We start from the raw sequence: 22,864 nt of genomic DNA, 5'->3' as shown, positions 1-22,864 counted from the left end.
TGGAAGGACTACAAGGCGGTCACCGCCGACCTCAAGCGCATCTACCGCGCCAGCACCGAGGCCGAGGCGCAGCTGGCACTGCGGCAGTTCGCCGAACGCTGGGACGACCATTACGCCCCGATCAGCAAACTCTGGTATCGCCACTGGCCCAACCTGCGCACGCTGTTCGATTATCCGCCCGACATCCGCCGGGCCATCTATACCACCAATGCGATTGAGTCACTGAACAGCGTCATCCGCCAGGCCACAAAGAAACGCAAGATTTACCCGCATGACGACGCGGCGCTGAAGGTCATCTACCTGGCCATCCAGTCGGCCTCGGCCCGCTGGAGCCGGCCCATCAGCAACTGGAAGCCCGCACTCAATCGCTTTATCATCGAATACGGTGAACGCGTGACACAATATCTTTGAACGGGCACTTACACAGAATTATTTACAGGCTCCGGGGGCGCCGCTCCTACCTATCGTTCACTCCCGTAGGAGGCCCGACCCCGGGCCGAACAGGAGGTTGGTTACGGCATGGGATTCGAACCTTTATCGCGGCGAGGTCGCCGCTCCTACCAATCACCGTTCACTATTCACCAGTTACCAATCAACCAGTACAGTCCCTCACCACTGCACCGGGATCGGCTGCCTGCCACACCGCACTCAGCATGGCCACGCCCTGGGCGCCGCCGTCCCAGGCCTGCGGCAGATGCTGCGGCTGCATGCCGCCGAGCGCGTACACGGGTATCGTCGCGCATTCGGACAGCCAGCGCAGGCCGTCCCAACCCAGCGGCGTCGCCTCCGGATGACTGGAAGTCGGCTGTACCGGTGACACGACGATAAAGTCGAGTCCCAGGCGACAGGCATGTTCCACTTCCATGCGGTTATGGCAGGAAGCGGCGACCATATAATCACTGCCCAGCGGGCGCTCGTTCATCTGTAACAGGCGCGCACTCGGCAGATGCACGCCGTCCGCACCGCAGGACAGTACTTCGCCCGGACTGGCGTTCAGCAACAACTCGGCACCGTAATGATGACAAAGCGCGCGCGTGGCCGTGGCCAGCTCGCGAAAGTCGATTGCGGATAGCCGCCGGCAACGCAGCTGCAACAGGCGGGTGCCGGCGCGCAGGCAGGCCTCTGCCTGTTCCAGGAATACACGGTGGTCACCGGCAATATCAGGACTGATAAGATAGTGCGCTGGCAGCTGCACGGCATGAATGATCGCCCGGTTCGCTGCGGGAAACGCACTCACATCGAGGTGCTCGATCGGCTGCCATTTGATCGGCTGACCTTCGCGACCGAATGGTTCGCCGTGCCAGCGATCAATACGCCAGACATCAAGCAGTACCGGGTATTCGGGATAGTCGTGATGAATGCGAATCAGCGGCCGCGCCCGGTCGATTGCCAGATTCAGTTCCTCGTCGAGTTCACGGGCGAGTGCCTCGCGAACATTCTCACCGGCCTCAACCTTGCCGCCCGGAAACTCCCACAGTCCGCCCTGGTGACGATCGGACGGGCGTTGCGCGATCAGGACATCGCCGCGTTCGTTGACGATCACGCCGACGGCGATATGCAGTTCATTACTGGTCATCAGCAAAAGACTCCGCAAGCACGCGGATAATCAGAACCGCTTGCTCACGTGGCAATGGTGACAGGCGGGAAGCCGCGATATCAGGTACGATACTCCGCGTTGATGCGGACATAGTCATGCGACAGGTCACAGGTCCAGACCGTCTCGCAGGCCGTGCCACGCCCAAGGTCAACGCGCAACGTATATTCACTGCCGTCCATGATCGCCTGCACGTCAGCCTCCTGGTAGTCAGCCGCGCGACCGCCGTCGCGAACGATGCAATAGTCGTCGATATAGATGGCCACGCCATCGATGTCCAGATCCTGTGGCCCGCTGCGACCGACCGCGGCGAGTATGCGCCCCCAGTTGGGATCGGCCGCGAACAGGGCCGTTTTAACCAGCGGCGATTCGGCGATCGCGTAGGCAACGCGCAGACATTCGGCGTCATTGCTACCGCCGGCAACCGTGACCGTTACGAACCGTGTCGCCCCCTCGCCATCGCGCACCACCGCCTGGGCCAGATGGCTGCACAGTTGATCCAGGGCCGCCTGGAACTCGGCGATCGCGGCCTCGCTCTCGACACATGCAGCGCTGGCGCCGGTGGCCAGCAGCAGACAGGCATCATTGGTCGAGGTATCGCCATCGATAGTGATGCGGTTGAGCGAACGATCCACGGCCTGTTGCAGGCAGGCCTGTAGCGTACTTTTGTCTATATTCACGTCGCTGGCGATAAAGGCCAGCATGGTGGCCATGTCCGGCCGGATCATGCCGGCGCCCTTGACGATACCCGTCAGCACGGCCGGCTGGCCGGCGACTTCAAAATGCACTGATAAACCCTTCGGCAGGGTATCGGTGGTCATGATGGCGTGTGCGGCATCGAGCCAGGCGTCAGCGCTGAGCGCTGCGAACGCCGTCGGCAATGCCGTCTCGATACGCTCGACCGGTAACGGCTCGCCGATGACGCCGGTGGAAAACGGCAGTACAGCCTGCGCTTCGCAACCAGCCAGGCTCGCCAGCGACCGGCAGCTCGTCAGTGCTGCCTGCAGGCCCGCCGCACCGGTACCGGCGTTGGCATTACCGGCATTGACGAGGCAGTAGCGTGGCGCGGCCTGCGCCAGGTGATCACGGGCGACGACAACCGGCGCGGCACAGAAACGGTTGCGGGTAAACACAGCCGCGACCTGGCTGCCGGGAGCCGCCTCGATAACCAGCAAATCACGGCGGCCGGGCTTGCGGATACCCGCCATCGCTGTGGCCAGACGAACGCCGGGCACCGGGTCCAGCTGGGGCTTTTCGGGCAGTCCAACCGCCATGAGATCGTCAGTTTTCCGGGTTCAGGCGAACGCCGACTCAGGCCAGCTTGCCATGACACTGCTTATACTTCTTGCCGGAGCCACAGGGACAAGGCTCGTTCCTGCCCACCTTGCGGCCTTCGCGAACCACCGGTTCGGCCGGTTGGCTGGCGGCAGCTGCAGCGCCACCGGCTGCCGTTGAGCCGGCTGCGCTCTGCCCCCCTGCGGGGGGGCTGGCGGACTGCGGCGGATGCAGGGCATCGGGCGCATCCGGATGCTGTTGCTGGGTCTGCATGCGTGCGGCCGACTCGCGCCGTCTGGCCTCGGCAGCCTCGACGTCCTCTTCGGCCCGCACCTGTACCCGCGACAGGATGCTGATGGTGTCGTGCTTGATGTTATCCAGCATCTCGACGAACAGCGCAAAGGCGTCCTTCTTGAATTCCTGTTTCGGGTTCTTGGCGGCATAACTGCGCAGGTTGATACCCTGGCGCAGGTGGTCTAGCGCCGCCAGGTGCTCCATCCAGAGGCGGTCAAGCACGTCGAGCATCAACTGCTTCTCGATGCGGCGCATGAGATCCGCACCGATGGACTGTTCCTTTTCCACGGCGGCGTCATCCACCGCCTGCATGATTCTCTCCCGCAGGCCTTCTTCATGCAGGTTCTTGTCTTCTTCCAGCCAGTCCGCGATGGGCAGTTGCAGGCCAAATTCGCGTTCCAGCGCTTCGGTCAATCCGGCGATGTCCCATTGCTCATCCATGCTGCCGGGCGGTACGTAGGTACTGATGACCGAGTTGAAAACGTCGTGTCGCATCGCGGCGATGTTATCGGAAACGTCATCGGCCTCGAGCAGTTCATTGCGCTGTTCGTAAACCACCTTGCGCTGGTCATTGGCAACATCGTCAAACTCGAGCAGGTGCTTGCGAATATCGAAATTGTGCGCCTCGACCTTGCGCTGGGCATTCTCGATTGCACGTGACACCCAAGGGTGCTCGATCGCTTCGCCTTCTTCCATGCCCAGCTTCTGCATCCAGCCGGATACGCGTTCGGAGGCGAAGATCCGCATGAGGCTGTCTTCCAGCGACAGGTAAAAACGGCTGGATCCGGGATCACCCTGGCGGCCCGAGCGACCGCGCAGCTGGTTATCAATACGCCGTGACTCGTGCCGCTCGGTACCGATGATATGCAGACCACCGGCGGCAACCACCTGCTCGTGACGCTGTTGCCACTGATCGCGGATCTCGGAAACCGTGGCCTCGTCGGGGTCACTCAGGGCTTCGACCTCGGCATCGGGATTGCCGCCAAGCACGATATCCGTACCGCGGCCGGCCATGTTGGTGGCGATGGTAACAGTACCGGGACGGCCAGCCTGGGCAATAATCTCGGCCTCACGCTCGTGGAACTTGGCATTCAGCACCTGATGCTGGATGTTTTCCTTCTTCAACAGCCCGGACAGGTACTCAGAGACCTCGATCGAGGTGGTGCCGACCAGCGCCGGCTGGCCGCGCTGCTGGCAGTCCTTGATGTCAGCGATGATCGCGTCGTATTTTTCCTTGGCCGTCAGATAGACTAGGTCACCGCGATCATCGCGTATCATCGGTTTGTGCGTCGGCACAACAATAACTTCAAGACCGTAAATGGTCTGGAACTCGTAGGCCTCGGTATCGGCCGTACCGGTCATTCCGGAGAGCTTGTTGTAGAGCCGGAAATAGTTCTGATAAGTGATAGAGGCGAGCGTCTGGTTCTCGCTCTGGATGGGCACACCTTCCTTGGCTTCGACCGCCTGGTGCAGACCATCGGACCAGCGCCGTCCCGGCATGGTACGGCCGGTGAATTCGTCAACGATGACGATCTGGTTGTCCTGAACGATATATTCGACGTCGCGCTGAAACAGCGCATGCGCGCGCAGAGATGCATTCAGGTGATGAAACACGCCGATATTCACGGCGTCATAGAGACTCTGGCCGGGCTCGATAATCCCGGCGTCGGTCAGCAGCTGTTCCACCTTTTCATGACCGGCCTCGGTCAGGAACACCTGCTTGGATTTTTCATCGATGCTGTAGTCACCCGGCGGCTCTTCATCTTCCGCGTTTTCCTTCGGCGGCTGGCGCGTCAGTTTTGGCACCAGCTCATTCATCTTCTGGTAGAGATCGGTTTTGTCATCGACCGCACCGGAGATGATGAGCGGCGTGCGCGCCTCGTCAATGAGGATCGAGTCGACCTCGTCGACGATGGCGTAATTCAGTGACCGCTGGACACGATCCTCGGCCGCCTTGGCCATGTTGTCACGCAGATAATCAAAGCCGTATTCATTGTTTGTACCGTAAGTAATATCGGCGGCATAGGCGGCACGGCGTTCATCGGACTTGAGGCCGGCAACGATCACGCCCACCGACAGGCCGAGAAACTCGTAAATCTTGCCCATCCAGGCCGCATCACGCTGTGCCAGATAGTCATTGACGGTGATGATATGGACGCCTTCGCCGGTCAAGGCGTTGAGATAGGCCGGCAGGGTTGCCACCAGTGTCTTGCCCTCACCGGTGCGCATTTCGGCGATCGTGCCCTGATGCAGCACCATACCGCCGATAAGCTGAACGTCGAAATGCCGCATGCCCAGCACCCGCTGGCTGGCTTCGCGAACGACCGCAAAAGCTTCGGGCAACAGATCTTCCAGCTTGGCACCATCCTGGTAGCGCTGGCGAAATTCATCGGTCTTGGCGCACAGGGCCGCGTCGTCGAGCGCCTGATACTCGCTTTCCAGGGCGTTGATCTGGGCAACGCGTTTCTGGTTGCGTCGCAGTAGTCGGTCATTACGACTGCCGACGATTTTCTTTAAAAAGCCGCTGATCATGGCGTGTTCCGTGTAACCATCAATCCTGCAGACGGCACATGCAGACCCTGCGCATCAGGAGCAGGCAAGCTGCCGGAGGAAGAGATAAAGTTGGATTAATTGACAGATATAAAATTCTTGGGATTGACGACCTTGCCATCCTGCATGACTTCAAAATGCACATGGGTGCCGGTTGAGCGCCCGGTCGACCCCATCAGGGCAATGGCATCGCCTTTTTCCACCCGCTGACCCACGTGGACCAGGTTTTCCTTGTTGTGCGCATAACGGGTGGTATAGCCGTCGCCGTGACTTATTTCGACCATATTACCATAGCCACCGCGAATCCCCGACCAGGTTACCACACCGCCACCGGCGGCATGGACGGGCGAGCCCGGTCGACCGGCGAAATCGATGCCTTCGTGCATCTCCCGGCGACCGGAAATCGGGTTGGTACGCATGCCAAACCAGGACGAGACCCAGCCGCCCTCGACCGGGGTACCGGCTGGCAGAATCTGCTCGCGCAGATCCCGGGTCAGCAATAACTGCTCAATAGCCTGCAGCTTGTCGGCTCGCTCGTCGAGGTCGCTGGACAGCTTGTCCAGCGCAGTAATGAAATCGTCTGGCTGCATTTCCTGGTAATCGCTGGGCTCCGGCCCACCCATGCCGGGCGGATTGTCCGGACCAAATTCAAAGCCCTCAAGCCCGGCCATGCCGGCCAGCCGCTCGCCCAGGGCATCCAGCCGCAGGACGTGCCCCTGCAATTTGCTGACGCGCGCGGCCAACGCATCCAGTTGCTGATGGGCATTGTCACGGGCATTGTTAATGGTGGCCCGCTGCTCGCGAACTTCCCGATGCCACGCCAGCCCGGCGGCACCATACAGACGGGTCAGCGCATCCTCGCTATGGGCCTGGGCAAAATAAATGCCACCGACAAACAGGCTACCGCCAATGCCGAGCACCAGGCTGACCAACAACACACCGGTCAGCAGGTTTAGGCGAAGTGCCGCACTTTTACCGTGCCGATTATTGACTATGATAAATTGCATAAGGCTGATTGCTATTGTTAGCGCCCGTTTTGTTGTGCCACGTGGGCGTTAAACAAGCATTATTTAAGGCTCATCATTGTCCCGGGACCAAAGACAAGCCGCATGTCAAACCAGAATCTCAGTGCCCTGTTACGCCGCAACCCGCAAGTACAGCGCATTGTCAGTCATGCCAAGACGCTGCAAAGGCTGCAGGCGCAACTGGAAAAACACTTGCCCCCGGCGCTGGCTGAAAACTGCCAGGTGGCCGCCTGTGCCGACGGCGTCCTGACTTTGTATACCAAATCCCCGGCCTGGGCCGCCAAGCTACGCTTTCAAACGGCGGCGCTGCTGAAGATTTTCCAAGACGATACCACACTCGGCGCAATTGACACGATCCGCGTCAAGGCGCGGCCACCCGCGAACAATTCCCCTGATGCGCTCACCGAGCACCGCTCGCAGGGGCTGTCCGACGCCACCTCAGCGCTACTGCGCCAAGTCGCGGAAAGCACCGATGACCCCGATCTCCGGCAAACACTGTTGCGGCTGGCGGAGAACTGACCGCTGCCGGCAGCCGCGCTGTTACCAGCTGGCCGGAATCGGTTGCATGAAGGAAATGGGCATTTCAACCTCGTCCTTGAAGCTGACCAATTCCCAGGCTTCCTCGTCGGCCAACAGGTCGCGCAGAATTCGGTTGTTCAGTTCATGGCCGGACTTGTAACCGGTGAAAGCACCGATCAGGCTGTGCCCGAGCAGGTAAAGATCGCCGATAGCGTCGAGGATCTTGTGCTTGACGCACTCGTCCTCGTAACGCAGGCCATCCTCGTTGAGAATACGGTAATCATCAACCACGACGGCATTGTCGAGGCTACCACCCAGCGCCAGGTTGTTTTCGCGCAGCAACTCGACATCACGCATGAAGCCGAAGGTGCGGGCACGCGAGACCTCTTTCACGAAAGACGTGGTCGAGAAGTCGATCTCGGCGGTACAGTTCCTTTCGTTGAAAGCCGGGTGATTGAATTCGATGGTGAAACCGACCTTGAAACCATCAAACGGTTCGAAACGGACCCACTTGTCCTCGTCTTCAACCGTAATCGGTTTCTTGATGCGCAAAAACTGCTTCGGCGCCGATTGATCCATGACGCCGGCAGACTGAATCAAAAAGACAAACGGACCGGCGCTGCCATCCATGATCGGCACCTCGTCGGAACTGACATCGATATAGGCATTATCGATACCAAAACCGGCAAAGGCCGACAGCAGATGCTCGACGGTCGAGATGCGTACCTGACCGTTAGTCAGGGTCGTCGACAGACGGGTATCACCGACATTATGCGGACGCGCCGGTATTTCCACAGCCGGGTCAAGATCGACGCGACGGAAAATAATGCCAGTGTTGACCGCTGCTGGTCGCAGGGTGAGGTAGACTTTTTTACCGGTATGTAAACCCACGCCGGTGGCGCGGATAACATTTTTCAATGTTCTCTGTTTGATCATTACGCTCTAAAAGCTCCATTAAGCCATTCCCGATGGCTCCCTCTATTACCCCGCAGTGCAGCAGTTTCAGCCACAATCCCCCGCACTGTCAAGTAGTTATCTACTATACCTATGACGTAATCTGCCTGTAATTCAATAATTATCCAGCATTTTTTGGTGTATCTGTGACCTGGCTCTCAATCCGCCTGGCGCCGTAGGAAAGCCGGGATGTCGAGATAGTCCGGGTCCGATTCCAGCGATTTCGAGTCATGGCTGTCGCCCTTGTTGCGCATCACCGTGGGCCGATCCAGGTCGCGGTAATTGACCTCGGCACCCGCGGCCTGCACCAGTTTCGGCTTCGCTTCTTCCTCGCGGGCGACGCCCAGACCCGTGGCGACGATGGTCACGCGCAGATCACCCTCCATGGCCGGATCGATCACGGTGCCGACGACCACTGTGGCGTTATCGGACGCGAACTCCTTGACCGCGTTGCCAACCTCATTGAACTCGCCGATCGACATATCCATGCCGGCGGTGATATTCACCAGGATGCCGCGCGCGCCGGAGAGGTTGACGTCCTCCAGCAGCGGGCTGGAAATCGCCGATTCGGCGGCCTTGCGGGCGCGATCCTCGCCGGTGGCCTTGCCCGAGCCCATCATCGCCATGCCCATCTCGGACATGACCGTGCGCACGTCGGCGAAGTCGACATTTATGAGTCCCGGCCGGGTGATGAGTTCCGCGATACCCTGGACCGCGCCGAGCAGCACGTCGTTGGCGGCCTTGAAGGCGTCCAGCAGGCTGATTGTCTCGCCGAGCACCATCAACAGCTTCTCGTTGGGGATGGTAATCAGCGAATCGACGTACTCGGTCAGTTCCTTGATGCCGTCATCGGCCACGGCGCCGCGCTTCTTGCCCTCGAAGCTGAACGGCCGCGTCACCACGGCGACGGTGAGTATGCCCATCTCCTTCGCCACCTGGGCGACGATCGGCGCCGCGCCGGTGCCGGTGCCACCGCCCATGCCGGCGGTAATGAACACCATGTCGGCGCCTTCCAGCACGTCCATGATGCGATCGCGGTCTTCCAGCGCCGCCTGCCGGCCGATATCCGGATCCGCGCCGGCGCCGAGGCCCTTGGTGATATTGCTGCCCAGCTGCAGCATGGTTTTCGCTGTGGAATTTTTCAGCGCCTGGGCGTCGGTATTGGCGCAGATGAAATCCACGCCCTCGATATTGGCGTTGACCATATGCTGCAGGGCGTTACCGCCGCCGCCGCCAACGCCGATGACTTTAATAACTGCTGCCTGATTGTCTGCATCGACTAGTTGAAACATGACTCGATTCCTCCTCGAAGCCTTACTACTGAATTTGTTGAGCTGCCGCTTGCCTGTGTGAATTCAAACCGTTTGCCTACGCTGTATGTCCGCTGCCATCCCGTTGCCCGCCAATCCTTGCCTGTTTTCAAAAGAACCATCAGAAATTGCCCTGGAACCAACCCTTCATGCGTTCCCAGACGCCCTTCAGGCCGCCTTCCGACTGGAAGTTCGGCAGACTCTCGCGCTGCTGGCGTAAACCGAACAGCAACAAACCGACGCCGGTGGCATGGATGGGGTTGCGAACGACGTCGGACAAACCGGTGACGTACTGCGGTACGCCGAGACGTACCGGCATGTGGAAAATCTCCTCGGCCAGATCGACCGCACCTTCCATCTTGGCGCTGCCGCCGGTGAGTACGATGCCGGCGGCGATCATGTCCTCGAAGCCGCTGCGCCGCAGTTCCGCCTGCACCAGCGTGAACAGTTCCTCGTAGCGGGGCTCGACGACCTCCGCCAGGGTCTGGCGCGCCAGCCGCCGCGCCGGCCGGTCGCCGACGCTGGGCACCTCGATGGTCTCGTCGGGGCTGGCCAGCTGGGTCAGCGCGCAGGCGTACTGGATCTTGATGTCCTCGGCGTGCTGCGTCGGCGTGCGCAGGGCAACCGCGATGTCGTTGGTGACCTGGTCGCCGGCGATGGGAATAACAGCCGTATGGCGGATGGCACCCTCAGTGAACACCGCGATGTCGGTGGTGCCGCCGCCGATGTCGACCAGGCACACGCCCAGTTCCTTCTCGTCATCCGTCAACACGGACTGGCTCGAGGCCAGCTGTTCGAGAATGATGTCGTCGACCTCCAATCCGCAGCGGCGCACGCACTTGATGATATTTTGTGCAGCGCTGACCGCGCCGGTAACCATGTGCACCTTGGACTCGAGGCGCACGCCGGACATACCGATCGGCTCCTTCACGCCTTCCTGCGAGTCGACGACGAATTCCTGCGGCAGAATGTGCAGGATCTTCTGGTCCGCCGGGATGGCCACCGCGCGCGCGGCGTCGATGACCCGGTCGACGTCACTGGCCGTAACCTCGTTGTCGCGGATGGCAACGATGCCGTGCGAATTCAGGCTGCGGATATGACTGCCGGCGATGCCGGCGTAGACCGAGTGAATCTCGCAGCCGGCCATGAGTTCGGCTTCCTCGATGGCGCGCTGGATCGAAAGCACAGTCGACTCGATATTGACCACCACGCCGCGTTTCAGACCGCGCGACGGGTTCGAGCCAATACCGATAATCTCGACCTCATCCTCGCCGACGATTTCCCCGACGATCGCCACCACCTTGGAGGTGCCGATGTCGAGTCCGACGATCAGGTTCTTGTCCGTTTTTCTGCCCATGCCGTTAAGCTGCTCCGTTACCGTCGTTATCTTTACTGGCGTTATCTTTGCCCTCGGCCGCGGCGTCGTTGAAACGCACGGCAAAGCCGTTGGTGTAACGCATGTCGATGTAAGCCGCGCTGTCCAGCCGCTCGCCGAGACTGGTCGCTACCAATTCGACAAAACGTTGCAGCCGGGTGTCGAAATCCTGCCGACCGAGAACCACATGCAGCCCCCCGGTGGTGGTGAACGACCAGGCCCGGCGTTCGCTCAGGTTAAGCTCGCGTACCGCAAGCTGCAGTTCGCCCAGGGTCTGCTGCAGCTCTTGCAGGCGTTCGCTGAGCTGGGCCTGCTGGCCGGCCGGGCCGTTAATCTGCGGCAAATCGCTGAAACCACTGACCGACTGCGGCTCAAAGTAGTCACCGGCGGCGTTGACCAGGCCCGTGTCGTTCCAGCGCGCCAGCGGCACCTGTTCACGCACCGCGATCTTCAATGCATCCGGCCAGACCCGCTGGACCTGCACATCGCTGACCCATGCATTGGCCGTCAGCGCATTGCGTATGGCGCTGACGTCGACGCTGAAGAAGCCGCCCTGCAGTTCGTTGCTTACCAGCGCCTGTAATTCCTGCCGGCTCAGTTCACGAAACTCGCCTTCAACACTCACCTGTTTAATTGGCAGCGTTTCCGGCTGCGCCAGATACCAGCCCAGTCCGATCAGACCGGCGGCGATCAGGGCCGCGGTCGCCAGGCTGCCGCGCCGGCTGCCGGCCGCAGCGACCGGCGCCCCGCCATCGACGTCCACCGCGCTATCGACATCGGTATCCGCGGCGCCATCGGCGACGTCATCAAAGTCGTCCATGGCCGCGGCGGCCTCAAAATCATGTTCCGGCACCTCGGCAGACGCATCGGCCTGTGTCGCAGGCGCGGCATCATCACGACCACGCAGGTGCAGATCGGCGGTATCGCGATCGTGATCGTCGTCGCGCGCCGCCGGCCCCGGCAGGTGGAAATCGCTGAGCGGATCCAGCGTACTCATGGCGTCTCCCGCCCGGCCAGCAACGGCCGGTCGAAGGTCGTATCGAGAATGCGCAGCGCCAGCGCGGCGAAGTCCATGCCCACCTGGCTGGCGGCCATCGGCACCAGGCTGTGATCGGTCATGCCCGGCACCGTATTCACTTCCAGCAACCACGGCTCGCCGGCGGTGTCGAGCATCAGGTCGACGCGGCCCCAGCCGCCGGCACCGATCGCGGCGAACGAACGCCGGCAGAGATCCGCCAGCTGTTGTTCGCGCGCAGCGTCGAGCCCCGCGGGACAGTGGTACTGCGTGTTATCCGCCAGGTACTTGGCCTCGAAGTCGTAAAACGTGCGTGGCGTTTCCAGCCGGATCAGCGGCAATACCTGCTCGCCGATGATGCTGGCGGTGTACTCGGTGCCCTGGATCCAGCGCTCGGCCAGCACTACCTCGTCACAGCCGGCCGCCGCGGCATAGGCCGCCTCGGCATCGGCGGCGCTTTCCAGCCGCGACATGCCGATGCTCGAGCCTTCGTGCGCCGGCTTGACCGCCAGCGGATAACCGACCTGCTCGGCGAACGCGACCAGCTCGCCGGCATTGGTGACGACCGCGTGCGGCGGCGTCGGGATGTCCGATTGCAGCCATATCTGCTTGGTCTTCAGCTTGTCCATGGCGATGGCGGAACCGAGCACGCCGCTGCCGGTGTACGGCAGGCCGAGCCATTCGAGCGCGCCCTGGATCAGGCCGTCCTCGCCGCCGCGGCCGTGCAGGGCGATAAAGGCGCGGTCGAAACCGCCGGCCTGCAGCGGCGCGAACAAGCCGTCGCGCGGATCGATCGCCTGCGCGTCGACGCCGGCGGCCTGTAACGCCGCCAGCACCGCGTTGCCGCTCTTCAGCGATATCTCGCGCTCGGCGGAGGTGCCACCCAGCAGTACCGCGACCTTTCCGTATTGTTCCGGCAAACGACTCACAGCCTGTCTTCCTCGCTGGTGGGCGCGGCGGCTTCGCCGATGATGCGCACTTCGGCGATCAGCTCGACACCGGTCTGCAGCCGTACCGCTTCCTGAACGTGTTCGATGAGCGCCTCGATGTCCGCTGCCGTGGCAGCGCCCGTGTTAATGATGAAATTGGCGTGCTTGTCCGAGACCCGGGCGCGGCCGACGCTGAAACCCTTCAGGCCGCAGGCCTCGATCAGGCGGGCGGCGTGATCGCCGGGCGGATTGCGGAATACCGAACCGCAGCTCGGCTGGCCCATTGGCTGGCTGGCGGCACGCTGCGCCAGCAGTTCGCGAATCCGCGCCCGCGCCTGGCCCTGGCGGTCCGGCGCGAGCACCAGACCGGCGCGCAGGAACCACTCGTCGCGCGGGCCACGCACGCTGCGGTAACCGATGCGGAAATCATCGCGACCGCGGCGCTGGACCCGGCCATGGCGATCCAGCGTCTCGACCCAGTCGACGATGGCCCAGGTTTCGCCGCCCCAGGCACCGGCGTTCATCGCCAGGGCACCGCCCATGGTGCCGGGTATGCCGGCGAGAAACTCGGCCCCGGTCAGACCGGCATCGGCGGCGAAACGCGCCACCTTGGCACAGGCCACGCCGGCACTGACGGTCAGGTTCAGATCGCCGCTGTGCTGCAACTCCTCGGGCAACCGTGCCAGCGAGACGACGCTGCCACGCACGCCGCCGTCGCGGACCAGCAGATTGCTGCCCAGACCGATAAAAGTCAGCGGCTCGTCCGCTGCCAGGCTGGCGAGAAATTCGCTCAGCGCGGCGACGTCTTCCGGCACGTAGAAACGATCCGCCGGTCCGCCGACCCGCCACGAGGTATGCCGCGCCAGCGATTCGTTCAGCCGCAGTTCACCGCGCAGGCTCATGACATCCACCGCGCCGTGAACGCTGTTGAGATCGCGTACATCGATGGCGCCGCGCGTGGCCGCCGTTGCATGCGTGGTTGCTCTGACATGTCGCATCGTTTCCCGATCGCTCAATCCGTTTCACCGCCGTAACGCCGTTTCAGTTCCGGTGCCAGCGAACTGATGTCGCCGGCGCCGAGCAGCAGCACGATGTCGCCGTCGGCCAGCAGGCCCGGCAGCAGGCTGAAGATCGCGTCGCGCTGTTCAATGAATAGCGGGTCGACCTGGCCGCGCAGGCGAATCGCGCGACACAGGGAACGGCTGTCAGCACCGGCTATCGGCGCTTCACCGGCCGGGTAGACCTCGGTCATCAGCAATACGTCGACCTCGGACAGCTCGCGGCTGAAGTCCTCGAACAGGTCGCGCGTGCGCGTGTAACGGTGCGGCTGGAAAATCACCACCAGCCGCCGGCCCGGCCAGCCGTGGCGCACTGCCTCGATAGTGCAGGCCAACTCGCGCGGATGGTGGGCGTAGTCGTCGATCAGCAGCACTTCGTTGCCGTCGACATCGAGCCTGCCCAGCACCTGCAGGCGCCGGCCGATGCCCTGGAACTGTGTCAGGCCACGGGCGATCGCCCGCGGGTCGAGCTCCAGTTCGGTGGCCACGGCCACCGCCGCCAGCGCATTCATGACGTTATGCTTGCCCGGCAGGTTGAGTTCGTACTCGATCCAGTCGTCAGCGCCGGCGCCGCGCACGGCAAACCAGGTGCGGCTACCCTCCTGGCGTAACAGCCGGCCCTGTATATCGGCCTCGGCGTCGATACCGTAGGTCAACACCTGGCGGCCGACGTCGGGCAGGATGTCACGCACGCCAGGGTCGTCATTGCAGACCACCGCCAGACCGTAGAACGGCAGCCGGTGGATGAATTCGATGAAATGCTCGCGCAGGTTGGCGTAGTCACCACCGTAGGTGCCGAGATGATCGGCATCGATGTTGGTCAGCACCGCCTGTACCGGCTGCAGGTGCAGGAACGAGGCGTCGCTCTCGTCGGCCTCGGCGACGAAGTAGCGGCCGGTACCGAGCTTGGCGTGGGTGCCGGAACTGTTCAGCAGCCCGCCGATGACATAGGTCGGATCGAGTTCCGCCTCGGCCAGCACGCTGGCGATCAGGCTGGTCGTCGTCGTCTTGCCGTGGGTGCCGGCGATGGCAATACCCTGGCGGAAGCGCATCAGCTCGGCGAGCATCTCGGCGCGTGGCACAACCGGGATACGCTCCTGGCGTGCCGCCAGCAATTCGGGATTGTCCGGCTGCACGGCGCTGGTGATCACCACCACGTCGCTGCTGGCGATATGCCGCGGCGAGTGCCCCTGCAGGATATTGACGCCAAGCTGCTGCAGGTGTCGGGTCATGGCGTTGGCGCACAGATCCGAACCGGAGACGGTGTAGCCGAGATTGTGCAGCACCTCGGCGATGCCACCCATGCCGGCACCACCGATACCGATGAAGTGGATATGCCGTACCCGGCCCATGGTGTGATCGTGTCCGACCGGCATCAGGCGGCGGCCTCCAGGCAAATGGCGGCAACCTCGGCGGCGGCGTCCGGCCGCGCCAGCGCACGCGCGTTCACGGCCATGCCTTGCAGGTGCTGACGGTCGCCGGCGAGTTCGCGCAGCCGCGCCGCCAGCGTGCCGGCGGCAAGTTCCGGCTCCGGTAACAGGATCGCGGCGTCGTTGTCGCTCAACCAGCGGGCGTTGACGGTCTGGTGATCGTCGACGGCGTGCGGGAACGGCACTAGGATCGAACCCAGTCCGACGGCCGTCAGCTCGGTCAGGGTCAGGGCGCCGGCGCGGCAGATCACCAGGTCCGCCCAGGCGTAGGCGGCAGCCATATCCTCGACGAAGGCATCGACGCGTGCCTGTACGGACAGCGTCGCGTAATTGCGACGCACCAGATCGCGGTCGGCTTCGCCGGTCTGGTGCCAGACTTCGATAGCGGGCGCCGCGCCGATCTGGCCGAGGGCTGCCGGGACGGCCTGGTTCAGCTTGCGCGCGCCCTGGCTGCCACCGATCACCAGCAGGCGTAGCGGGCCGTCGCGCCCGGTCAGGCGCGTCTCCGGTGCCGGCAGTTCATGCAGCGTGCGGCGTACCGGGTTGCCGACAGCGGAGGCCTGGGCCGTGGCCGGCATGGCACCGGGAAAGGCTTCCATAACCCGCACCGCGAACCTGCTCAGCAGGCGATTGGTCAGGCCGGCGACGGCGTTCTGCTCGTGCAGGCACAACGGCCGTCGCAGCAGCCAGGCCGCCAGGCCGCCGGGCCCACTGACGAAGCCGCCCATGCCCAGTACCACGTTCGGTTTCAGGCGTCGCAACAGCAACAGGCTTTGCCACAGTGCCCGCAGCAGCCTGACCGGCGCTGCCAGCAGCGACAGCATGCCCTTGCCGCGCAGGCCGCTGATGCTGATGCGTTCCAGCTGTAGACCGGCCGCCGGCACCAGCCGGTTTTCCAGCCCCCGGTGCGTACCCAGCCAGACGACTTCATGGCCCTGCTCGCGCAGCGTTTCGGCTACGGCAAGACCGGGGAACACATGGCCGCCTGTGCCCCCCGCCATGATCAATATGCGCACCTTAGCCACCATGCCGACCTGCCTTCGCCGGTACGCGGGCGCGGGTGCTGTTCCGGGTTTCGTAGTCTATACGCAGTAGCAGACCGATCATCAGGCAGGTGATGACCAGGCTGTTGCTGCCGTAGGACAATAACGGCAGGGTCAGGCCCTTGGTCGGCAGAATGCCCATGTTGACGCCGATGTTGATGAACGTCTGGATGCCGATCAGCAGACCGATGCCATAGGCCAGGTAAGCGGCGAACGCCTGGCCGGCCTGAATGGCCAGCTGACCGATCGTGAACGCGCGCCGGACGATGAAGCAGAACAGCAGGATCACCACGGTCGAACCGACAAAACCGAGTTCCTCGGCGATGACCGAATAGACGAAGTCGGTGTGTGCCTCCGGCAGGTAGAACAGTTTCTGCACGCTGCCACCGAGGCCGACACCGAACCAGTCGCCGCGACCGAAGGCGATCAACGCCTGCGTCAACTGAAAGCCGGTGTTGTAGGGGTCCTGCCACGGGTCGGTAAAACTCATCAGGCGCTGCATGCGGTACGGCGACAGGATGGCGAGGCTGATCAATGCCGCCGCCGCGACGCCCATCCAGGCGAAGAAGCGCCCCAGCGGCACGCCGCCGAGGAACATCATGCCCAGCCCGGTGGCAAACAGCACCACCGCCGCGCCGTAATCCGGCTGTAGCAGCAGAAGCGCCGCGACCAGCGTCAGCACCAGCACCGGGCGGATGAAACCGGACAGGGTCGCGCGCATGGCCTCGGCCTGACGCACCAGATAACCGGCCATATAAACAATGACACAGAGTTTCACCGGCTCCGATGCCTGCAGGTTCACCGGACCCAGCCGGATCCAGCGCATGGCGCCATTGATCTCAACGCCCAGTCCCGGAATCAACACCAGCAGCAACAGGCCGAGGCCGGCGAGCAACAGCGCCAGGCTGGTCTGCTCCCACAGTTTCAGGGGCAGGCGCATGGCCGCGGCAGCCAAGGCGATACCCAGCACGGCGGCGAAGCTCTGGCGCCAGAAATAGTGCAGCGGCGCATCGAAACTGCGGTCGGCGATCGTGATCGACGCCGACGCCACCATGACCAGGCCCAGAGCCAGCAGCAGCAGGGCCACGCCCAGCAGCCATGGATCGTAACCGGCCAGCGGCGTTGCCGGCGTACGCCGCGTCGCCGGGCCGGGTGCGGCCTGCTGGCGTTTCAGCACCGCGCTCATGCGTCCAGCTCCCGTACGCAGGCGGCGAAGACTTCGCCGCGCTGCTTGTAGTCGCGGAACATGTCGAGGCTGGCACAGGCCGGCGACAGCAATACCTTGTCATCCGTGTGCGCCTGTTCGGCGGCGGCGGCGACCGCCGCCGGCATGTCGGTGGCACGCACGACCGGAATATCGTTCTCCAACACGGCAGCGATCCGTTCGGCATCGCGACCGAGCACCACGGCGACGCGCACCCGGCCACGGGCGGCCGCGGCGAGCGCGCTAAAATCGGCACCCTTGCCGTCACCGCCGGCGATGAGAATGGTATCGTTGCTGCCGGCCAGACCCTCGATGGCGGCAACGCTGGCACCGACGTTGGTGCCCTTGGAATCGTCATACCAGTCGGCACCGCAACGCCGTGCGATCCACTGGCAGCGATGCGGCAGCCCGGCATAGTTGCGCAGCGTTTCCAGCATCGCCAGCATCGGCAGGCCCGTGGCCGTGCCCAGCGCCAGCGCCGCCAGCGCATTGGCCAGATTGTGCTGCCCCTTGAGCGACACCTCGGCCACCGGCAGCAGGCGCCGGCTGCCGCGCACCAGCCAGCCGTCGCGCAGACCGAAGACGCTGTCATCGTCACCCGGATCGGCCAGCGTAAAGGCGAGGCTGGTGCGCGCCGGATCCTGCATTGCCGCCACCAGCGGGTCGTCGCGGTTGATCACCATGACGCCGTCACCGGCGTAGATGCGCGCCTTGGCGGCAGCGTAATCGTCCAGCCCGGCGTAGCGATCCATGTGATCGGCGCTGATGTTCAGGACCACCGCGGCGCTGGCGTTCAGCGACCGGGTCGTTTCCAGCTGGAAGCTCGACAACTCGAGCACGTAGAGGTCGACCATCGGCTCGTCGAGCAGGTCCAGCGCCGGTGGTGCCAGGTTGCCGCCGGCCGCCGGCCGCCGCCGCGCCGCCTGCGCCATTGCCGCGACCAGCGTCGTTACCGTGCTCTTGCCGTTGGCGCCAGTCACCGCGACCACCGGTACCGGCCGCGTCCGTACCGCCTGTGCCTGGGCGAACAGTTCAATATCGCCGAGCGCCGGCACACCGCCGGCGACCGCCGCGGCGATAGCCGGGTCCTGCAGCGACAGGCCGGGACTGACAATCAGGCGCCCGGCACGCTGCAGCGGCGCAGCGGCCAGATCGCCGAGGTACAGCGGCACATCCGGCAGCATGTCCTGCAATGCCGCCAGCTGTGGCGGCTGCGCGCGGCTGTCGGCAATCGCAATGCGCTCGCCGCGACTGGCCAGGTAACGCGCGCACGACAGCCCGGTCAGGCCGAGGCCGATAACCATACTGTCGAATTGGCGGTTGGCGTCGCTGTCAATCATCGAATCTGTGTCTGCGGTTAATGCCACGGCCGATCAACGGATCTTCAGGCTGGCAAGGCCAACCAGTACGAGAATGACGGTGATGATCCAGAAGCGCACGATGACACGCGGTTCCGGCCAGCCCTTGAGTTCGTAGTGATGATGCAGCGGCGCCATGCGAAACAGGCGCCGGCCGGTCAGTTTGTAGGACGCCACCTGCAGCATCACCGAGACGGTCTCGATTACGAACACGCCACCCATGATGAACAGCACCAGTTCCTGCTGCACCATGACGGCGACCACGCCCAGCGCCGCACCCAGTGCCAGTGCGCCGATATCGCCCATGAATACCTGGGCCGGGTAGGTGTTGAACCAGAGAAAGCCGAGTCCGGCACCAACCATGGTGCCGCAGAATACCGCCAGCTCGCCGGCGCCGAGTATGAACGGAATATCCAGGTACTCGGCGAAGCGCGCGTTGCCGCCGGCATAGGCGAATATGGCCAGCGCGCCGGCGATCATTACCGTCGGCAGTATGGCAAGGCCGTCGAGGCCGTCGGTGAGATTGACGGCATTGCTGGAGCCGACGATGACGAGATAACACAGCACCAGAAAGCCGATCATGCCCAGCGGAATGCTGAACGACTTCACGTACGGAATCAGCAATTGCGTTTCCGCCGGCGAACCGGCCAGCTTGAACAGCACGATGGCGGCGCCGAGACCGAACAGCGACTGCCAGAAGTATTTCCAGCGTGCCGGCAGGCCTTTCGGGTCGCGGTTGACCACTTTGCGGTAGTCGTCGATCCAGCCGATGACACCGAACAGCGTCGTTACCAGCAGCGCCACCCAGACATAGTGATTGGTCAGATCCGCCCAGCACAGGGTGCTGATAATGATCGAAATCAAAATCAGCAAACCGCCCATGGTCGGCGTGCCGGTCTTGGTCAGGTGCGTCTGCGGACCGTCGTCGCGCACGCTCTGACCGATCTGGTAAGTCGTCAGATGACGAATCAGGTACGGCCCTATAATCAGCGCAATCAGCAGCGCTGTCAGGACGCCGAGAATGGTGCGCAGCGTCAGGTACTGAAAGACGTTGAAGCCGCTGTAAAACTGCGTCAGGTATTCGGTCAGCCACAGCAGCATCAGGCAGTCTCCCGGGTCAGGGCGTCGATGACGCGTTCCATGCGGGCGGAACGCGATCCCTTGACGAGCACGGCGACGCCGTTGCCGAGCTCATCCCGAAGCGTGTCTATCAATGTCTCGAGCGCATCGAAATGGCGCCCGCCGTCACCGAAACCGGCCACTGCGGCGCGGCTCAGTTCACCGACCGCGTAGAGCCGCTCGATGCCGAGCGCGTGCGCCTGTTCGCCGGCAGCGCGGTGCATGGCCTCGGCCTGCTCGCCGAGTTCACCCATGTCGCCGAGCACCAGCCACGGCCGTGCCGGCAGCGCGATGACGACTGCGATCGCGGCGGCCAGCGAACCGGGGTTGGCGTTGTAGCTGTCGTCGAGCAACAGGCTGCCGTCCGGACCGCTATAGCGCGCCAGGCGCCCGGCCACCGGCTCGAGTTCAGCCAATGCCGCGGCGATCGCCGCCGGCTCGAAGCCCAGCGCCGTCACCGCGGCACTGGCGGCGAGTGCATTCATGATGTTGTGACGGCCGGGCAGCGGCAGCCGCAGTTCGGCCTGACCGATCGGCGTCACCAGCTGGAAACGGCTGCTGGCATCAGCCTCGATGTGAATGTTGTCGGCGTGCACATCCGCCGGCCGATCGATGCCGAAGCTCAGGCGCTTGCGCTCGCTGTTGCATTCCTGCCAGAGCCCGGCGTAGTCATCATCGGCATTGATCACAGCACAGCCCTGCGGCCCCAGACCGTTGAAGATCTCGGCCTTGGCGCGGGCAACGCCTTCGATACTGCCGAACCCTTCCAGGTGCGCCGGCGCACACTGCGTGATCAGCGCCACATCGGGCTGGCTGATGCGGCTGAGATAGTCGATTTCACCGGGGTGATTCGCGCCCATCTCGATGACCGCGTAGTCGTGTTCATCGCCGAGTCCGTAAAGGGTCAACGGGACGCCGATATCGTTGTTCAGGTTGCCGCGGGTCGACAACACCGTACCGGCACTGCCGAGGATCGCGCGCAGCATTTCCTTGACGGTGGTCTTGCCGTTGCTGCCGGTAACCGCGATCAACGGCAGGTCAAAGCGCTGCCGCCAGGCGGCCGCCAGCGTGCCCAGGGCGCGGCGCGTATCCGGCACCACCACCTGCGGCAACTCGCTGTCCAGTACGCGCTCCACCAGCAGGGCGCTGGCGCCGGCCGACTGCGCCGCGGCGACAAAGTCATGACCGTCAAAATTTGGGCCGCGCAGGGCGATAAACAGTTCGCCGCCGGTCAGCTGGCGCGAGTCCGTGCAGGCACCGCGAAAATCGGCGGCACCACCGTGCTGCTGGGCGGTCAGAAGCTGTGCCAGTTCGGCGGTATTCAGTGCGATCATGACCGTTCCCGCAGGCATTGCTGCACGATCTGGCTGTCACTGAATGGCTGGCGCACACCGGCAATGTCCTGGTAGTCCTCGTGGCCCTTGCCGGCGATGAGAATCGTATCGGCGGGCGCGGCATGTTCGATGGCGTGGCGTATCGCGGCGGCGCGATCGACCTCGACGCGGACCTGCCGGTGCTGCTGCAGACCGGTGCAGATTTCCGCGACAATCTGCTGCGGCGACTCGAAGCGCGGATTGTCGCTGGTGACCAGCAGCCGATCGGCATGCGCCTCGGCGGCCTGCGCCATCAGCGGCCGTTTGCCGCGATCGCGATCGCCCCCGCAACCGAACACGCACCAGAGTTCTCCGCCGCAATCGGCGCGCAGTCCGGCCAATACCTGCGCCAGCGCTGCCGGCGTATGCGCGTAATCGACCACGACCAGCGGCTGACCGTCGCCACCGAACGACTGCATGCGCCCGGGTGCCGGCTGGATCTGCGCCAGGCACGCCAGCGCCGTGTCGAATGCAACGCCGGACAGGCACAGTACGCCGAGGCTGGCGAGCAGGTTGGCCGCATTGAATGAACCGCTGAGCGACGCGCTGAATTCACCCTGCCCCCAGGGTGTGGTCACCGCCAGGGTCATGCTCTGGCGATCGCGCGCCCGGATCTGCGCGTACAGATCGGCACTGCTGTCTTCCAGGCTGTAAGCCAGCCGCTGCGCGTCGCTTTGTTCCTGCAGCAGCGCCCGGCCGAAATCATCGTCGACGTTGATCAGGGCATGGCGCAGGCCGGGCCAGGCGAACAGCCGGCGCTTGGCCGCAGCGTAGTCCGCCATGTCGGCATGATAATCGAGGTGGTCGCGGCTGAGATTGGTAAACACGGCAATGTCGAAGGCGGTGCCGCCGACACGCCCCTGCGCCAGGGCGTGCGACGAGACTTCCATGACGACGTTGCTGATCGCCGCGGCGTGCAGTTCGGCCAGCAGCCGCTGCAACGTGATCGGGTCCGGTGTCGTGGTCGCTGCCGGCTGCAGCTGCCGGTAGCGACCGTAACCCAGGGTGCCGAACACACCGCAATCGCCGACGGCGGCACCCAGGGCCTGGGCAACGTAGCTGGTGATGCTGGTCTTGCCGTTCGTGCCGGTCACGCCGATGACATTCATGGCCTGGCTCGGATCGCCATAAAAGCGTGCGGCGATGCCACCAACCTGCTGCGCCAGATCCGGCACACTGACGGCGGCAACATTCTGCCGGGCCAGCGTTTCCGGCACCTCGCCTTCCAGCAGTACGGCAACAGCGCCGGCGTGCAGGGCATCGGCTATGAAGGCGCGCCCATCGGCCTGTTCGCCGCGGCAGGCGACAAACACGTCGCCGGGCCGGACCTGGCGGCTGTCGAGCGCGATGCCGGTCACGCGCACATCGGCGGCGATCGGCACGCTGGCCCAGTCGGCCAGCAACTGGCTCAGGGGCATGCCGGGTTTCAGCGTCTCGGC

General features: G+C 63.7%; 19 protein-coding genes. 2 read left to right on the top strand and 17 right to left on the bottom strand.

Annotation, left to right across the window (positions count from 1 at the left end; translation table 11 throughout):
• Positions 1-411, top strand: a 411-nt coding sequence (locus J2T55_RS01285) for a transposase (protein ID WP_259053727.1), incomplete at its 5' end; no start/stop codon positions are given.
• 181 nt (positions 412-592) lie between these two features.
• Here J2T55_RS01285 and J2T55_RS01280 read toward each other — a convergent pair.
• The 4 genes from J2T55_RS01280 to J2T55_RS01265 form a co-directional block, all read right to left on the bottom strand.
• Entirely contained in the window at positions 593-1,576 is a 984-nt protein-coding gene (locus J2T55_RS01280; RefSeq protein ID WP_259053726.1) for a Nudix family hydrolase, read from the bottom strand.
• 80 nt (positions 1,577-1,656) lie between these two features.
• Positions 1,657-2,868 (bottom strand): bifunctional glutamate N-acetyltransferase/amino-acid acetyltransferase ArgJ, encoded by a 1,212-nt coding sequence (gene argJ / locus J2T55_RS01275; RefSeq protein ID WP_259053725.1) that lies wholly within the window; start codon positions 2,866-2,868, stop codon positions 1,657-1,659.
• A 37-nt stretch (positions 2,869-2,905) separates the two neighbouring features.
• The gene (gene secA, locus J2T55_RS01270) at positions 2,906-5,695 is read right to left on the bottom strand and encodes a preprotein translocase subunit SecA (RefSeq protein WP_259053724.1); all 2,790 of its coding nucleotides are present in this window, start codon (positions 5,693-5,695) and stop codon (positions 2,906-2,908) included.
• Between the two features lie 95 nt (positions 5,696-5,790).
• Complete coding sequence (locus J2T55_RS01265; RefSeq protein ID WP_259053723.1) at positions 5,791-6,720, bottom strand: M23 family metallopeptidase; 930 nt, start codon at positions 6,718-6,720, stop codon at positions 5,791-5,793.
• Positions 6,721-6,822: 102 nt separating this feature from the next.
• Here J2T55_RS01265 and J2T55_RS01260 point away from each other — a divergent pair, with 102 nt between their 5' ends.
• Entirely contained in the window at positions 6,823-7,257 is a 435-nt protein-coding gene (locus J2T55_RS01260; RefSeq protein ID WP_259053722.1) for a DUF721 domain-containing protein, read from the top strand.
• Positions 7,258-7,278: 21 nt separating this feature from the next.
• On the opposite strand, the gene lpxC is transcribed toward J2T55_RS01260, so the two are convergent.
• The 13 genes from lpxC to J2T55_RS01195 form a co-directional block, all read right to left on the bottom strand.
• Positions 7,279-8,193 (bottom strand): UDP-3-O-acyl-N-acetylglucosamine deacetylase, encoded by a 915-nt coding sequence (gene lpxC, locus J2T55_RS01255; protein WP_259053721.1) that lies wholly within the window; start codon positions 8,191-8,193, stop codon positions 7,279-7,281.
• A gap of 176 nt (positions 8,194-8,369) precedes the next feature.
• The gene (gene ftsZ, locus J2T55_RS01250; RefSeq protein ID WP_259053719.1) at positions 8,370-9,503 is read right to left on the bottom strand and encodes a cell division protein FtsZ; all 1,134 of its coding nucleotides are present in this window, start codon (positions 9,501-9,503) and stop codon (positions 8,370-8,372) included.
• Positions 9,504-9,642: 139 nt separating this feature from the next.
• The gene (gene ftsA, locus J2T55_RS01245; protein ID WP_259053718.1) at positions 9,643-10,878 is read right to left on the bottom strand and encodes a cell division protein FtsA; all 1,236 of its coding nucleotides are present in this window, start codon (positions 10,876-10,878) and stop codon (positions 9,643-9,645) included.
• A 4-nt stretch (positions 10,879-10,882) separates the two neighbouring features.
• The gene (locus J2T55_RS01240; protein WP_259053717.1) at positions 10,883-11,893 is read right to left on the bottom strand and encodes a cell division protein FtsQ/DivIB; all 1,011 of its coding nucleotides are present in this window, start codon (positions 11,891-11,893) and stop codon (positions 10,883-10,885) included.
• Complete coding sequence (locus J2T55_RS01235) at positions 11,890-12,840, bottom strand: D-alanine--D-alanine ligase (protein ID WP_259053714.1); 951 nt, start codon at positions 12,838-12,840, stop codon at positions 11,890-11,892. Before J2T55_RS01235 ends, J2T55_RS01240 begins: the two co-directional genes overlap by 4 nt.
• Positions 12,837-13,742 (bottom strand): UDP-N-acetylmuramate dehydrogenase, encoded by a 906-nt coding sequence (gene murB, locus J2T55_RS01230; protein ID WP_259053750.1) that lies wholly within the window; start codon positions 13,740-13,742, stop codon positions 12,837-12,839. Before murB ends, J2T55_RS01235 begins: the two co-directional genes overlap by 4 nt.
• Positions 13,743-13,852: 110 nt before the next feature.
• Positions 13,853-15,274 carry a UDP-N-acetylmuramate--L-alanine ligase gene (gene murC, locus J2T55_RS01225; protein WP_259053712.1) on the bottom strand — a complete coding sequence of 474 codons (1,422 nt, stop codon included), beginning with the start codon at positions 15,272-15,274 and terminating at the stop codon, positions 13,853-13,855.
• Positions 15,274-16,356 (bottom strand): undecaprenyldiphospho-muramoylpentapeptide beta-N-acetylglucosaminyltransferase, encoded by a 1,083-nt coding sequence (gene murG / locus J2T55_RS01220; protein WP_259053710.1) that lies wholly within the window; start codon positions 16,354-16,356, stop codon positions 15,274-15,276. The genes murC and murG overlap by 1 nt, the downstream gene beginning before the upstream one ends.
• Positions 16,346-17,557, bottom strand: coding sequence for a putative lipid II flippase FtsW (ftsW, locus tag J2T55_RS01215; protein ID WP_259053709.1), 1,212 nt, complete (start codon positions 17,555-17,557; stop codon positions 16,346-16,348). Before ftsW ends, murG begins: the two co-directional genes overlap by 11 nt.
• Positions 17,554-18,915: a UDP-N-acetylmuramoyl-L-alanine--D-glutamate ligase gene (gene murD, locus J2T55_RS01210; protein ID WP_259053707.1), complete on the bottom strand. Its 1,362-nt coding sequence runs from the start codon at positions 18,913-18,915 to the stop codon at positions 17,554-17,556. Before murD ends, ftsW begins: the two co-directional genes overlap by 4 nt.
• Before the next feature lie 33 nt (positions 18,916-18,948).
• Complete coding sequence (gene mraY, locus J2T55_RS01205) at positions 18,949-20,034, bottom strand: phospho-N-acetylmuramoyl-pentapeptide-transferase (protein WP_259053706.1); 1,086 nt, start codon at positions 20,032-20,034, stop codon at positions 18,949-18,951.
• The gene (locus J2T55_RS01200) at positions 20,034-21,386 is read right to left on the bottom strand and encodes a UDP-N-acetylmuramoyl-tripeptide--D-alanyl-D-alanine ligase (RefSeq protein WP_259053705.1); all 1,353 of its coding nucleotides are present in this window, start codon (positions 21,384-21,386) and stop codon (positions 20,034-20,036) included. Before J2T55_RS01200 ends, mraY begins: the two co-directional genes overlap by 1 nt.
• The gene (locus J2T55_RS01195; protein ID WP_259053749.1) at positions 21,383-22,843 is read right to left on the bottom strand and encodes a UDP-N-acetylmuramoyl-L-alanyl-D-glutamate--2,6-diaminopimelate ligase; all 1,461 of its coding nucleotides are present in this window, start codon (positions 22,841-22,843) and stop codon (positions 21,383-21,385) included. The genes J2T55_RS01200 and J2T55_RS01195 overlap by 4 nt, the downstream gene beginning before the upstream one ends.
• Positions 22,844-22,864 lie beyond the last annotated feature (21 nt).

The sequence above is a fragment of the Methylohalomonas lacus genome (genome assembly GCF_024808875.1).
Lineage (GTDB): Bacteria > Pseudomonadota > Gammaproteobacteria > Methylohalomonadales > Methylohalomonadaceae > Methylohalomonas > Methylohalomonas lacus.
Note: the sequence above shows the minus strand (reverse complement) of the source record. Positions and strands in the feature narration are given on the sequence as shown.